Origin of the sequence: Sphingopyxis microcysteis, assembly GCF_012274265.1 — a bacterium.
Taxonomy (GTDB): domain Bacteria; phylum Pseudomonadota; class Alphaproteobacteria; order Sphingomonadales; family Sphingomonadaceae; genus Sphingopyxis; species Sphingopyxis microcysteis.
The window spans coordinates 570074-583388 of sequence record NZ_JAANYY010000003.1; the positions used below are offsets into that span (position 1 = coordinate 570074).

The following is a 13315-nucleotide window of genomic DNA, read 5'->3' on the forward strand; positions in this document are numbered from 1 at the left end:
GGCGTTGCCAGCTATGCGCGTCTATGCGGGCACAGGCTGTATTACTATTGCAATACAGCGTCGGTTGGGCTAGAGCTGCCCCGCACAGGTTCATGGCCCCAGGGAATCGGAAAAGGCTGATGGCGACGAAGTTTAGCGAATTCACCGCGGCGGACATGCGCGCTGCCATGATCGACAGCCAGCTGCGCACCAACGACGTCATCGATGCGGCGGTGGTTGGCGCGATGGCGGCGGTGCCGCGCGAGGCGCATGTTCCCGCGCATCTGGCGAGCGTCGCCTATACCGACCGCGCGCTTGCGCTGGGGCATGGCCGCGCACTCAACGCGCCGCTGGTCACCGGCCGGATGCTGGTCGCCGCCGCAATCCGTCCCGGCATGCGCGTGCTGCTGATCGGCAGTGCGACGGGCTATACCGCCGCGGTGCTGGCGCGCCTTGGCGCCGAGGTTCATGCGGTCGAGGATCAGGCGGAACTGATGGCGATGGCCGCAGCTGCGACGCCTGCCGAGGCGAACATCCATTGGGTCAAAGGGCCGCTTAACGGCGGCGCGCCGGATGCCGCTCCGTTCGATCGCATCATCATCGACGGCGCGATCGAAACGCTGCCCGACGCGCTCACCGCGCAATTGGCCGAGGGCGGCAGGCTGGTCGCGGCGCGCCGCGAAGGCGCGGTGACGCGGCTCGTCCAGGGGGTCAAGGCCGGCGGCGCCATGCCGCTCCGCAGCTTTGCCGACATGGACGCCGCGCCGCTGCCGGGCTTTGCCGCCGCGGCCGGATTCACATTCTAAAAGCCAATCCCCTCCTCGTTTCAGGCTGACATGATGATGTTCGATACCGATAAGAAACGGCCTCTCCCCCGCGCCCGCTGGCTTGCCGGCCTCGCCGTCGGCGCCCTGCTGCTGCCGAGCGCAGCGCACGCCGAAACGCTGCAGGATGCGCTGGCAAAAGCCTATGAAAACAACCCGACGCTGACCGCCGCGCGTGCCGGGCAGCGCGCGAACGACGAAAATGTCCCGATCCAGAAATCGGGCGGACTGCCGAACGTCGGGGTGGGGGTGGATTACCAGGAAAATCTGGTGCTGCCCGGCAACAGCTTTTTCTCGCCCAAGCGGTTCATCAGCGTCGGCGGTCAGGTGTCGGTGCCGATCTATCAGGGCGGCGCGGTGCGCAATGCGGTAAAGGCCGCCAAATTTCGCGTCGAGGCGGGCCAGGCCGATCTGCGCGCGACCGAAGCGAGCATTTTTGCGCAGGTCGTCGGCGCTTACATGGACGTGATTCGCGATCAGGCGATCGTGCAGCTCAACCAGAAGAATGTCGCGGTGCTGCGCACCAATTTACAGGCGACGAGCGACCGTTTTGAGATCGGCGACCTGACGCGCACCGACGTCGCGCAATCGGAAGCGCGGCTTGCGCTGGCCGAGGGTGATTTGCGCACCGCCGAAGCGAATCTGATCGCCAGCCGCGAATCCTATGTCCGTCTGGTCGGCGATGCGCCGGTCGACCTGGAACAGCCGCCGCAGCTGCCGAACCTGCCCGCCTCGCCCGATGAAGCGGTCGCGATCGCGCTGACCAGCAATCCCGACATCGAAGCGGCGAATCAGGTGGTCAACGCCAGCCGCGCCGACATCGGCGTCGCGCGCGCCGGACGCTTGCCCAAATTGTCGGCGACGACGAGCGGCGGCTATAACAACAACCTGAATTCGGTGAATGATCCGGCGTCGGAGAATACGACCAAGAGCGCTTCGGCGGGATTGTCGCTGACGGTGCCGATCTTTCAGGGCGGGCGCCCCTCGGCGCAGGTGCGTCAGGCGCAATCGCGGACCAGCCAGGCGATCGAAAATTACGTCGAGGTCGAACGCAGCGTCATCGCACAGACGCGCGGCGCCTATGCCGCATGGCGCGCGAACGAGCAGATCATCGCCGCGACGCAGCAGGCGGTGAGCGCCAACGGCCTGTCGCTGGAGGGCGTGCGCGCCGAAAACAGCGTCGGCACGCGGTCGATCCTCGACATTTTGAATGCCGAGCAGGAATATCTGAACACCCAGGTCCAGCTCGTGTCGGCGCAGCGCAACTCCTATGTCGCCGCCTTCTCGGTCCTCGCCGCGATGGGCAAGGCCGAAGCGCGCGATCTGGGGATCGAGGGCGGCGCGCTCTATGACCCCGAGGTCAATTATAACCGCGTCAAGGGCCAGATTTTCGACTGGGCCGACGATCCGGCGCCCCAGCAGCAGGCGACCGACACGCGCGCGATTCCCGCGACAACCGCCAGCGTTCCGGTCGGACCGCCCGCGCCGCCGCGACAATAAGGCTTGGCAAAACACGCCCCAAATCGGTAAGAGGATAGTTAACCATCCGGTAATCGCGATGGTTTAGGGGGTTGGTTATGGGCGATATGTCGCGGGAACCGTCGATGGAAGATATCTTGTCGTCGATCAGGCGCGTCATCGCACGCGATGAAGCCCCCGGCACGGCGCGCGAAATCACGCCCGCCATCGCCGAAGATATTCTCGATCTGCACGACGAGGAAGAGGATGAGGCCGATGCCGCACCCGCGGCCGACGAGCTCGTTTCCGAAGCCAGCGCCGATGCGGCGCGCCAATCGCTCGATGCGCTGACCGCCGCGATCGCCCCCGCGGTTGCCGCCGCGACGGTCGCCGCGCCCGCCGCGGCCGGCCGCACGATGGAGGATGTCGTGCTCGACGCGCTCCGCCCGATGCTGAAGGACTGGCTCGACGCCAACCTGCCGGGCATGGTCGAGGCCATGGTGGCCAAGGAAATCAGCCGGATTACCGGACGGCGGATCTAGGCCGCATCTCTGGCAATGCCGGGTGCGCAGCGACGCGCCGCGCCCTCGAACCCGGACTTTCCTTTATCGTCCGACATCCATTCGCAACAGTCGCCCGTCGCAAATGAGCCTTTCCTACATTTTGTGGCTGTGTCAGCCTGTGTTGCGGGGGTTTGACGTCGCGAGCTATGCGGCGGCGATTGCCTGCGTCCGGCACGGCATCGGATCGCGAACGCGACGCCATTGGGCTGACTTTTACTGAACTTTGCAATATCTGCGCGGACGTTGCCAAGAGCCAGCCCCTCCCCTTCAGGGGAGGGGCAACGAAGACTTGGCAGCTTGCTGCCTAGTCGTAGTGGGGTGGGGGCTAGCGGCGTAGCGCAAGGCCGCTGCCCCCCACCCGCTTCGACTAACGAACAAGTTCGTAAGTCTCGCCGCCCTCCCCTGAAGGGGAGAGCGTGTCTTTGCCGCCAAATCCGTAGCTATCCCGCCCAATCCTCCAGCAAGTAACGCGCGATCGCCAGTGGCGGCGGCGCCAGGAACGGCGCGCCCATGTCGCCCGCGAGCGCGGCGCGCACCTCGGCGCGGTCGACCCACATCGCCGCCTCGATCTCGGTCGTGTCGAGCGTCAGCGCCGGGTCGCTAGCGACCGCGCGGCAACCGATCATCAGCGATGACGGAAAGGGCCAGGGCTGGCTCGCAACATAGGTCACATCCGTTACGCGAATGCCCGCTTCCTCAAACAATTCGCGCGCCACCGCCTCCTCCAGCGACTCGCCGGGTTCGACGAACCCCGCCAGCGCCGAGAAAAAGCCCGGGGGAAAACCGCCTTGCCGCCCGACCAGCACGCGCCCGTCGCATTCGGCGAGCATGATGACGACCGGGTCGACGCGCGGGAAATGTTCGGCTTGGCAGCTGCCGCAGCGCCGCCCCCAACCGCCGCGGAACACCGCCGTCTGCGAACCGCACACCGCACAAAAGCGATGCCGCGCGTGCCAGTCGACCAGGCTGCGCGCGCCGCCATATAATGCTGCCTCCGGCCCCGACAGCAGCGGCAGCAACCGCATCACGGTGCGCGAACGCGCGTCGATGCGCACCCCCGCGGGCGCTTCGCGAACGAAATGCGGCACGCCCAAGTCGTCCAAACCGAGCAGCAACAGCGGGCGATCGTCGGCGGGGTCGAGCGCCTCCCAGCGCAGCCCGCCCCGTTCGCCGGGGACGAAATCGATCCCGTCGAGCGTCAGGCAGCGCGCGCGCGGGTCGGCGAGGGCGGCCGCAAAACCATCGGCATCGACCCGCAGCTGGTCGGCGCGGTCAAGCCACGCCCCGGTGAATCCCAACGGCAGGGGCATCAGGCCAGCACGTCCTTGATCACCGTTTCGCCGAACTTCGCCTGGAACGACACGGTTTCGGGCGGCATGATCTGCGTGTAGCCGGCGATGCGGTAGCCGAGCTTGCGGTGGACGAAACCGATCGTGCCCGCGGCGCCCGCCCAGCCGAACAGGCCTTCGCCGCCCGGCGAGGTCGGCAACGAAACCCGCCCGCCAGCGCCGAAGCCCTGGCCATCGACGAACGTGCCTTTACGATCGACGGCATCATCCAGCATGTTCGACATCGCGAGCCGCGCCGTTTCGACCTTCATGATCCGCTTGCCGCCTGTCTCGCCCTCGCCGAGCAGCATGGCGAGGAAACGGTCATAATCACGCGCGCTCGACACCAGCCCGCCGCCGCCGAAGGGGTAAGGCGGCGCATCGAGATAGATCGAGCTGGTCGCCGGGTCGAAGGGCAGCAACGCGCCGCCGAGAGCCGCATAATTGCTGGTGAAGCGCCCGACATCCTTTGCGCCCACCATGAAACCGGTGCTCTTCATGCCGAGCGGATCGAACAATCGCGCCTTCAGAAAGGCGTCGAACGGCTGCCCCGATGCGACCTCGATCACCCGCCCCAGCAGATCGAGGCTGATCGAATAGCTCCATTTGGTGCCGGGTTCATAAACCAGCGGCAGCGCCGCGAGACGGTCGGCCATGGCCGCCAGACTGGGCGCGGCCTTCACATCGGCAAAGCCCGGCAGCTTCATCCGGCTCGCCTGACCGCCGACGATGCCATTGTCGTCATAGGCCTTTTTGATCGGGCCTTTCTGAATGATATTATAGCCGAGCCCGGCGGTGTGGGTGAGCAGGTGGCGCACCGTAATCTGCGTTTTCGCGGGGCGCAGGTCGGTGATCGACCCGTCGGGGGTGGTCTGCACCTGCATTTTCGCAAAGGCGGGCAGGAAGTCGGCGATCGGCTGGTCGAGCTTCATCTTGCCGTCTTCGATCAGCAGCATCGCGGCGATGCCGGTGACCGGCTTGGTCATCGAATAGAGCCGCCACAGGGTATCGGGGCCGACGGGTACCGCATCGCTGATCGATTGCACCCCGGCGCCGAAAAAGTCGGCGGGCGCCTGACCCTTGCCGATCGCAGCAAGCGTGCCCGCGAGTTCGCGGCGATCGACGAAGCCTTTGATGAAGGCGTGGGTTGCGGGGTAGAGCTGCGCACCGCTTTCTCTCCACGCGAATGCGGCGCGCGGCAGCAGCGCGGCACCGCCGCCCAGCGCCAGCCCGCCGAGCAGCGTGCGGCGCGAAACCATCATGTTCATGCGTCTCTCTCCAGCATCTTGTCGATCAGCTTGCGATAGAGCGTCGGCAGCCCCGCCGCGTCAAGGTCAGAGATCGGCCACCATTCGCCTTCCGCTGCGGCATCGCCGCTTTCGGGAAGCGCGTCACGCCGCACCAGTTTCAGCGTCAGGTCGAAATGGGTGAAACCATGATCGACTTCAGCAACCGCCGACTCGATCGGACGCGTATCGGTCCAGTCACCGCCGGGCAGCGCGCGCATCCCGCCAAGCATCCCTTTGCCCGGACGGCGGACGAGCCAGACCCGCGCGTCGCGTTCGATCCAATGCGCCAGTCCGTGGCGGTGCGGCTTGGCCTTTTTGGGCGGCTTGACGGGCAGCCTTTCGAGGTCGGGGCGCCCGCGCGCGCGGCAATCCGCCATCAGCGGACAGGCCGCGCAGGTGGGAGCGCGCGGGGTACAGATGGTCGCACCCAGGTCCATCAGCGCCTGCGCGAAATCGCCCGGGCGGTCGGCGGGGACGATCGGCGCCAGCGCGGCGCGAATCTCGCGCTTCGCCAGCGGCAGCGGGGTTTCGATCAGGCGGTGGCGCGCGATCACGCGTTCAATATTCGCATCGACCACGACCGCCGCACGGCCAAAGGCAATCGCCGCGACCGACGCCGCGGTATAATCGCCAATCCCCGGCAGCGCGCGCAAGGCCGCCTCGCTGTCGGGAAAACGCCCGCCATGATCGCGCACGACCGCGCGCGCGCAGGCGAGCAGGTTGCGCGCGCGGGCATAATAGCCGAGCCCCGCCCAAGCGGCCATGACGTCGGCATCGTCCGCCGCCGCCAGGTCGGCGACCGTCGGCCAGCGGGCGGTGAAACGCTGAAAATAGCCCGCAACCGCGGCGACCGTCGTCTGCTGCAGCATCACCTCGGCGAGCCAGATGCGATAGGGATCGGGGACGGCGTCGCTGCCCGGCGCGATCCGCCACGGCAGCACGCGCGCGGCGCGGTCGTACCAGTCTAGGATGCGAGCAGGAAAGCTCACGCTCATAAGCCCCTCCCCTTCAGGGGAGGGGTTGGGGTGGGGTCCATCGGCCTTGCGCAAGGCCGATGGACCCCACCCGCTGCGACTAACGAACAAGTTCGTAAGTCTCGCTGCCCTCCCCTGAAGGGGAGGGCTGATTCAGTGTCGATAGTCTGGACGCTCACCCCCCGCCTATGGCATGGCACCCGCGATGACGAAAGACAGCGGCGACGGCCCGCCCGCCCAAAAGGCGGCAGCGAAGGCAGGGGCGAAAAAGCCAAAGGCGCCGGTGCGCGCTTACGAACGGCCGCGTGGCGGCGAAGCGCGGATGATTTCCGACCTTGTCCCTGAAATCGGCCGCGCCGCCTTTCGCAAGTTCGGTTTCATCCAAAGCTCGGTGGTGAGCCGCTGGCGCGAGATCGTCGGCGACCGGCTCGCCGACGTCACCCAGCCGGCGATGATCCGCTTTCCGGTCGGGGCGAAGGCGGGCGGGACGCTGCACCTGACGATCAGCGGCGCGCACGCGCCGATGCTGCAACATGTCGCCCCCGACATCATCACCGCGGTCAATCGCTTCTTTGGTTACGCTGCGGTCGCGCACGTCCGCATGACGCACGGCCATGTGACGCGCGCCGCGCCCGTTCAGCCGCCAGCCATGCTGAAACCCGTACCCGCCGAGCTGGGGGACAGTTTGCGCGACATCGGCGACCCGGAACTGCGTACCGTGCTCGAACGCATGGCATCGGGACTGGCCGCCGCGCCCAAACTTCCCCGGATCAGTTGAAGAGAGACCCGCTGCAGATGGCCGCATTTGACGATTCCCCGCTCGATCGCCGTACCGCGGTGCTGGCGCTGTCGGGCGCCGCGCTGACCCTGATCGCCGCGACCCCTGCCAAACCGGCGCCCTGGTCATCGAAGGTGACCACCAGTTCGATCGGCGCGCACGTCGTCGGCAACCCCGCCGCCAAGGTTCGGCTGGTCGAATATTTCAGCTACACCTGCCACGTCTGCGCCGATTTCGCGAAGCTCGGTTCGGCGCCGCTCAAGACGCAATATATCGACCGCGGGCTGGTGCTGTTCGAATATCGCAATCTGGTCCGCGATCCCGTTGACATGACCGCAGCGCTGCTCGCACGCTGCGGCGGCCCCACCGCGTTCGCGCGCAATCATCAGGCAATTTTTGCCGCTTTCGATACGTGGATGGCCAAGGTGAAGAACGCGAGCGAGGCACAGCAAACCAGCTGGTTCGAAGGCACCACCGCTCAGCGGGCGCGCAAGATCGCCGCCGATACCGGGCTCGCCGCGCTGATGCGCGCGCGCGGCTACACCCAGGCGCAGCTCGACGCCGCGCTCGACAGCGAAGTCGCGCAGGCCGAACTGACCGGGATGACCAATATCGGGCGCAGCGCGGACCGCGTCGGCGGCACTCCGACCTTTTTCGTCAACGGCCGCAACGCCGAAGTCACCGCCTGGCCCGCGCTCAAATCGAAACTCGACCTCGCGATCAAGGGATCGTAAAAGCCTGCCCATCTTGTTTCCGGAGAACAGCACATCATGACCGCATCGCTTCGTATCGCCCTTCTGTCTTCGCTTGGCGCGCTCGCGCTTGCCGGTTGTGGCGGCGGCGCCAGCGACCCCGCCAAGGAACAGGAAGTGGTCGCCAAGGTCGCGGCGCCCGCGGGCAAAAGCTGGTCGCAGGTCGTCAGATTCGATGGCGACGGCGTGGTGATGGGCAACCCCGACGCCCCGATCAAACTCGAAGAATTTGGTGCCTTCACCTGCGGCCATTGCGCACAGTTCACCAAGGATTCGCACGAAGAATTGAAACGGGATTTCGTCGATACGGGCCGCGTGTCGTACAAGCTGACCCCGTTCATGCTGCACCCGGTCGACGCGATCGCGGGCGCGATCGCGAAGTGCGCTGGCCCCGACCGCTTCTTCCCGCTCGCCGACGCAACCTTCCTCGAGCATGAGGCCTTCATCGCCGGGGCGCAGAAGCCGCAGCCGGGGATCGAGGCCGCGATGCAGCTGCCGCCCGAACAGCGCTTCACCGCGCTCGCCAAAGGCTGGGGCATCGATCAATTCTACCAGCAGCGCGGCGTCCCCGCCGCGACGATCCAGGCGTGCCTGAGCAAGGTCGACAATGTTTCGGCGATCGAAAAGGGCACCAACGCCGGGGTCGAAAAATATCAGATCACCGGCACCCCGACCTTCGTGCTCAACGGCCAGGTCGTCGAAGGCATCAACACCTGGGGTCCGCTGCGCGACCGCCTGCGCACGATGGGCGCGCGCTGAGCTCACAACGCCCTCCCCTTCAGGGGAGGGCAGCGAGACTTGGCAGCTTGCTGCCTTAGTCGCAGCGGGTGGGGGCCATCGGCCTTGCGCTACCTGGCGAGCCCCCACCCCAACCCCTCCCCTGAAGGGGAGGGGCTAAAGCCCTTGCGACTCCCCCGCCCGCGCGGCATGACGGCTGGCAGGGGGATATGTGACACCAGCGTTGCAACATCCGCGATTCGCTGACCTGCACGGGACGTCCCCGTGCAGATAAAACGCCTGCGCCTGACCGGTTTCAAAAGCTTCGTCGAACCCACTGAACTGCGCATCGAGCCCGGGCTGACCGGCGTCGTCGGCCCCAATGGCTGCGGCAAGTCCAACCTGCTCGAGGCGATCCGCTGGGTGATGGGCGAATCCAGCCCCAAGTCGATGCGCGGCGGCGGGATGGAGGATGTCATCTTCGCCGGGACGGCATCGCGACCGGCACGCGATTTTGCCGAGGTCGCGCTGCATTGCGACACCGAAGGCGCGCTTGTCGCGGGCCTGTCCGACGGCGAGGATGGCGATGATCTGGAGGTGATCCGCCGCATCGAGCGCGGGGCGGGCAGCGCCTATCGCGCCAACGGCCGCGACGTGCGCGCCAAGGACGTGGCGCTGATCTTTGCCGACGCCGCGACCGGCGCGCACAGCCCGGCGCTGGTCAGTCAGGGCAAGATCGCCAATGTCATCGCGGCAAAACCCACCGACCGCCGCGCGATGCTCGAGGAAGCCGCCGGGATCGCCGGGCTGCATGTGCGCCGCAAGGACGCCGAGCAGAAATTGCGCGCGACCGAAACCAACCTCGCCCGCCTGTCCGAAATCACCGCCGACATGGAAGTGCGCGCCAATGCCCTGCGGCGGCAGGCGCGTGCGGCGGAGAAATACAAGAAGCTGAGCGACGAGATCCGCATTGCCGAGGGGCGGCTGATCTACGCGCGCTGGCGCAACGCCGCCGAGGCCGCCGACCAGGCGCGCCGCGACAGCGATGCCGCCGAAGCGGCGGTCAAGACCGCGCAGACCGAGCTGGAAACCGTGTCCGCCGCGCAGACCGAGGTTGCTACCCGCGTCGCCACCGCGCGGCACGACGCGCAGGCACAGCGCGACGCGCTGGCCCAGGCGACCGCGACGCAGGTCCGCTTGCAGGGCGAAGAGCGCGCCGCGCGCCAGCGGCTCGAAGACCTGGCGGCGCAGCAGCGACGCATCGCCGACGACCGGGCGCATGAGGGCGAACTGGCGCGCGAAGCGCATGGCGCGCTGACCGCGCTCGATAGCGAAACCAAAGCGTTGGCAACGGAAATGGCAACGCACGATGCCGGCAAGGCAGCGCTTGCCGAGGCCAATCTGGCGGCGCAGGCGCGGCTGCGCGATGCCGAGGTTGCGCTGGCGCAGGCGCGCGCCAAGGCCGCGAGCGAAGCCGCCGACCGGCGCATCGCAGTGTCGGCGCGCGACAGCGCCGCGGCCGCGGTGCGACGGATCGACAACGACCGCGCCCGCGTCGATGCCGACATTGCCGCGCTCGGCGACAGCGCCGCGCTGACGGCGCGGCATGCCGACAGCGTGGAAGCCGCCGAAGCCGCCGAAGTCGCGATCGCCGCCGCCGAAACCGCACTGCAAACGTCGGAAGCCGACCGCGAAGCGATCGCCGCAGAGCTTGCGGAAATCGAAGCAGGCTTGGCCGAAGCGCGCACCGCGCTCGCAGCGCTCGACGGCGAGGCGGCAACGCTCGAACGCGCACTCGCTGCTGGACGCCGCGACGAGGCACGCATCCTCGACCAGCTGCGCGTCGCGCCCGGCTATGAAGCCGCGCTCGCTGCCGCACTGGGGGACGATCTCGACGCCGGGACCGCCAAGGAGGCCGCGCGCAGCTGGGGCGGCGCCGAACCCGGGAAGGATGACCCTGCCCTGCCCACCGGCACCCGGCCGCTCGCCGAATTTGTGACGGCACCCGCCGCGCTGGCGCGCCGCCTGGCGCAGGTCGCAGTGGTCGATGCCGACAGCGGCCAGCCGCTCGCGGTCGGCCAGCGACTGGTCACAACCGACGGCGTGATGCGCCGTTGGGACGGCTTTGTTGCGCGCGGCGACGGCGCCACCGCGACCGAGCGGCTGCAACGCCAGAACCGTCTCGACGCGCTGGCGGCGCAGCGCCCGCAGGTCGAGCTGGGGGTGCAGGAACTCCGCGACCGCCGCGATGCCGCCGCCGCCAGGGCCGCCGAACTGACTGAAGCCACGGTCGCCGCGCGCAAGGCGCTGGCACAGGCGGACGAGACCCGCCGCACCGCGCTGCGTGCCGCCGATCAGGCGCAAGCTGCGCTCGACCGTCATCGCGACGCTGCGGCGCTGTTCGACCGGCGGCTCGGCGAGATTGCCGCCGCGGCAAAGGAAGCGGCCGAGGCGCTGGCGGTGCAGGAAACCGCGCTCGCGGCGCTCCCCGACGACAGCATCGCGCGCGCCGCGCTCGACGCTGAGGAACAGACCGCGGAGCGCGCGCGCAGCGACGCCAATAGCGCTCGCGAAACCCTCACCGCGCATGAGCGCCGCCTTGCGACCTTGAGCGAGCGGCAGGCGGTCGTCAGCGCCGAGATCAAGAGCTGGAAAGCGCGCGCGGGCGAAGCCGCGCGGCGCGTCACCGAAATGGACAAGCGCGCCGACGCGCTGGCCGCCGAGGCGGCGAAGCTGGCCGATGCGCCCGAAAAACTCGCCGAGCAGCGCGCCGCGGCGGAAAAACAACAGGCGACGCTCCGTGACAAAGTCGCCGCCGCCGAAGCGCAGGAACGCGCCGCCGAAGCGGCGCTGCGCGAGGCCGAAACCGCGCTGAACGCGATCCGCGAGCGCGTCGCCGCGGCGCGCGAAACGCGCGCCGGGGCGATCGCCCGCTCCGAAAATGCCGAGCTGCGCCGCATCGAGATGGGCCGTCTGTCGGGCGAGCGCTTCGAATGCCCGCCGCCGCTGCTGCCCCAGAAGGCGGGTTTCGAAGGCGAAAGCGTCCGCGACGCAGGCGCGGAATCGGCGCAGCACGACCGGCTGATCGCCGACCGCGAGCGGCTCGGCCCGGTCAATCTGGTTGCCGCCGACGAACTGATCGAACTCGACAGCGAACGCGAAAAAAGCGCGGCCGAGATCGAGGAGCTGACGCAGGCGGTCCACCGGCTGCGCGGATCGATCGGAAATCTCAACCGCGAAGGCCGCGTTCGTCTGCTCGCGGCGTTCGAAACGGTGAACGGCCATTTCCAGCGATTGTTCACGACGTTGTTCGATGGCGGCCAGGCGCATCTTGAGCTTGTCGATTCGGACGATCCGCTCGAGGCCGGACTCGAGATCATGGCGCAGCCGCCGGGCAAACGCCTCGGCACGCTCACCCTGCTGTCGGGGGGCGAGCAGGCGCTGACCGCGGTCGCGTTGATATTCGGCCTGTTCCTCACCAACCCGGCGCCGATCTGCGTCCTCGACGAAGTCGATGCGCCATTGGACGACGCCAATATCGAACGCTTCTGCGACCTGCTCGACCGCATGACGCGCGAAACCAACACCCGCTATCTGATCGTCACCCACAATGCGGTGACGATGGCGCGCATGCACCGCCTGTTCGGGGTGACGATGGTCGAAAAGGGTGTCAGCCGCCTGGTATCGGTCGACCTCGGCGGGGCGGAGGAACTGCTCGCGGCCGAGTGAGTTAAGGCGCCATTCCGACCACCAGCATCGCCGCGAATACCAGCAAACCGGCAAAGCGGTTGCTGCGGAACTTCGCCAGCGCATCCTCGCCATTGTCGGGCTCCAGCGTCACCACCTGCCCGGTGAAATGCACGGCCGCGGGAACCAGCGCGACCAGCACCAGCGGATCGGGGCGCACCGCCCACAGCGCACCGGCCCAGCCAGCGAGCGCAAATCCGTAACAAAGCGCAACGCCGCCTTTGACATGGCGTCCCATCGCGCGCGCGCTGGATTTCACGCCGACCAGCATGTCGTCCTCGATGTCTTGCAGGGCGTAGATCGTGTCATATCCGATCACCCACGCGACGCACCCGGCATAGAGCAGCGGCAGCGCGATCCCCTCGCCGCCGCCGACCGCAATCCAGGCGACGAGCACCCCCCAGCTGAACACCAGCCCCAGCCACGCCTGCGGCCACCAGGTGATGCGCTTCATGAACGGATAGCCCGCGACCAGGATCAGGCTGGCGAGCGCGACGATCTGCGCGGGCCAGGGCAACTGGAGCAGCACGAACAGGCCGACGAGCGACAGCAGCACGGCCCACAGCGCGGCATTGCGCACCGACACCGCACCGCTCGCGATCGGGCGCGACGCGGTGCGCGCCACCTGCGCGTCAAGGTCGCGGTCGACGATGTCATTATAGACGCAGCCCGCGCCGCGCATCGCGATCGCGCCGATGAGCAGCCACAGGAACAACGGCCAATCCCCGACCGCACCGCCGCCGAGCGCGACGCCCCACGCACAGGGCCAGTAGAGCAGCCACCAGCCGATCGGGCGATCGAACCGCGCCAACAGCGCATAAGGGCGCGCGGCGGCGGGTAGCAGCGCCACAAAACCACGCAACTGGCTGTCGGGAGGATGGGTCGTGGTCATCGGCAGCGGCGCAT

At 67.9% G+C, this 13315-nt stretch carries 11 protein-coding genes; 7 read left to right on the forward strand and 4 right to left on the reverse strand.

The genetic code is table 11. The features are described from left to right. The first annotated feature begins 119 nt into the window (after positions 1-119). The 3 genes from G9408_RS10475 to G9408_RS10485 all read left to right on the forward strand — a co-directional run bounded on the left by G9408_RS10475 (position 120) and on the right by G9408_RS10485 (position 2803). The gene (locus tag G9408_RS10475; RefSeq protein WP_168453923.1) at positions 120-785 is read left to right on the forward strand and encodes a protein-L-isoaspartate O-methyltransferase family protein; all 666 of its coding nucleotides are present in this window, start codon (positions 120-122) and stop codon (positions 783-785) included. A 36-nt stretch (positions 786-821) separates the two neighbouring features. Beyond that, positions 822-2303, forward strand: a complete 1482-nt coding sequence (locus G9408_RS10480; RefSeq protein ID WP_168454117.1) for a TolC family outer membrane protein — start codon at positions 822-824, stop codon at positions 2301-2303. A gap of 77 nt (positions 2304-2380) precedes the next feature. Further along, positions 2381-2803 carry a DUF2497 domain-containing protein gene (locus G9408_RS10485; RefSeq protein WP_168453924.1) on the forward strand — a complete coding sequence of 141 codons (423 nt, stop codon included), beginning with the start codon at positions 2381-2383 and terminating at the stop codon, positions 2801-2803. A 461-nt stretch (positions 2804-3264) separates the two neighbouring features. Here G9408_RS10485 and nudC read toward each other — a convergent pair whose 3' ends face one another. From nudC to G9408_RS10500, 3 genes are read right to left on the reverse strand one after another with little or no spacing between them, the layout of a single operon-like run. Further along, positions 3265-4134, reverse strand: a complete 870-nt coding sequence (gene nudC / locus G9408_RS10490) for an NAD(+) diphosphatase (protein ID WP_168453925.1) — start codon at positions 4132-4134, stop codon at positions 3265-3267. After that, a complete protein-coding gene (locus G9408_RS10495) occupies positions 4134-5420 on the reverse strand; it encodes a serine hydrolase domain-containing protein (RefSeq protein WP_168453926.1) in 1287 nt (428 codons plus the stop codon). Before G9408_RS10495 ends, nudC begins: the two co-directional genes overlap by 1 nt. Further along, positions 5417-6436, reverse strand: coding sequence for an A/G-specific adenine glycosylase (locus tag G9408_RS10500; protein ID WP_168453927.1), 1020 nt, complete (start codon positions 6434-6436; stop codon positions 5417-5419). Before G9408_RS10500 ends, G9408_RS10495 begins: the two co-directional genes overlap by 4 nt. 184 nt (positions 6437-6620) lie before the next feature. Here G9408_RS10500 and G9408_RS10505 point away from each other — a divergent pair, with 184 nt between their 5' ends. The 4 genes from G9408_RS10505 to smc all read left to right on the forward strand — a co-directional run bounded on the left by G9408_RS10505 (position 6621) and on the right by smc (position 12391). Beyond that, positions 6621-7193: a DUF721 domain-containing protein gene (locus G9408_RS10505; RefSeq protein WP_408021871.1), complete on the forward strand. Its 573-nt coding sequence runs from the start codon at positions 6621-6623 to the stop codon at positions 7191-7193. Positions 7194-7210: 17 nt separating this feature from the next. After that, a complete protein-coding gene (locus G9408_RS10510) occupies positions 7211-7927 on the forward strand; it encodes a thioredoxin domain-containing protein (protein WP_168453929.1) in 717 nt (238 codons plus the stop codon). A 36-nt stretch (positions 7928-7963) separates the two neighbouring features. Continuing rightward, positions 7964-8704, forward strand: coding sequence for a thioredoxin domain-containing protein (locus G9408_RS10515; protein ID WP_168453930.1), 741 nt, complete (start codon positions 7964-7966; stop codon positions 8702-8704). A 243-nt stretch (positions 8705-8947) separates the two neighbouring features. Beyond that, a complete protein-coding gene (smc, locus tag G9408_RS10520; protein WP_168453931.1) occupies positions 8948-12391 on the forward strand; it encodes a chromosome segregation protein SMC in 3444 nt (1147 codons plus the stop codon). Position 12392: 1 nt separating this feature from the next. Here smc and ubiA read toward each other — a convergent pair whose 3' ends face one another. Next, the gene (ubiA, locus tag G9408_RS10525) at positions 12393-13301 is read right to left on the reverse strand and encodes a 4-hydroxybenzoate octaprenyltransferase (RefSeq protein ID WP_168453932.1); all 909 of its coding nucleotides are present in this window, start codon (positions 13299-13301) and stop codon (positions 12393-12395) included. Positions 13302-13315 lie beyond the last annotated feature (14 nt).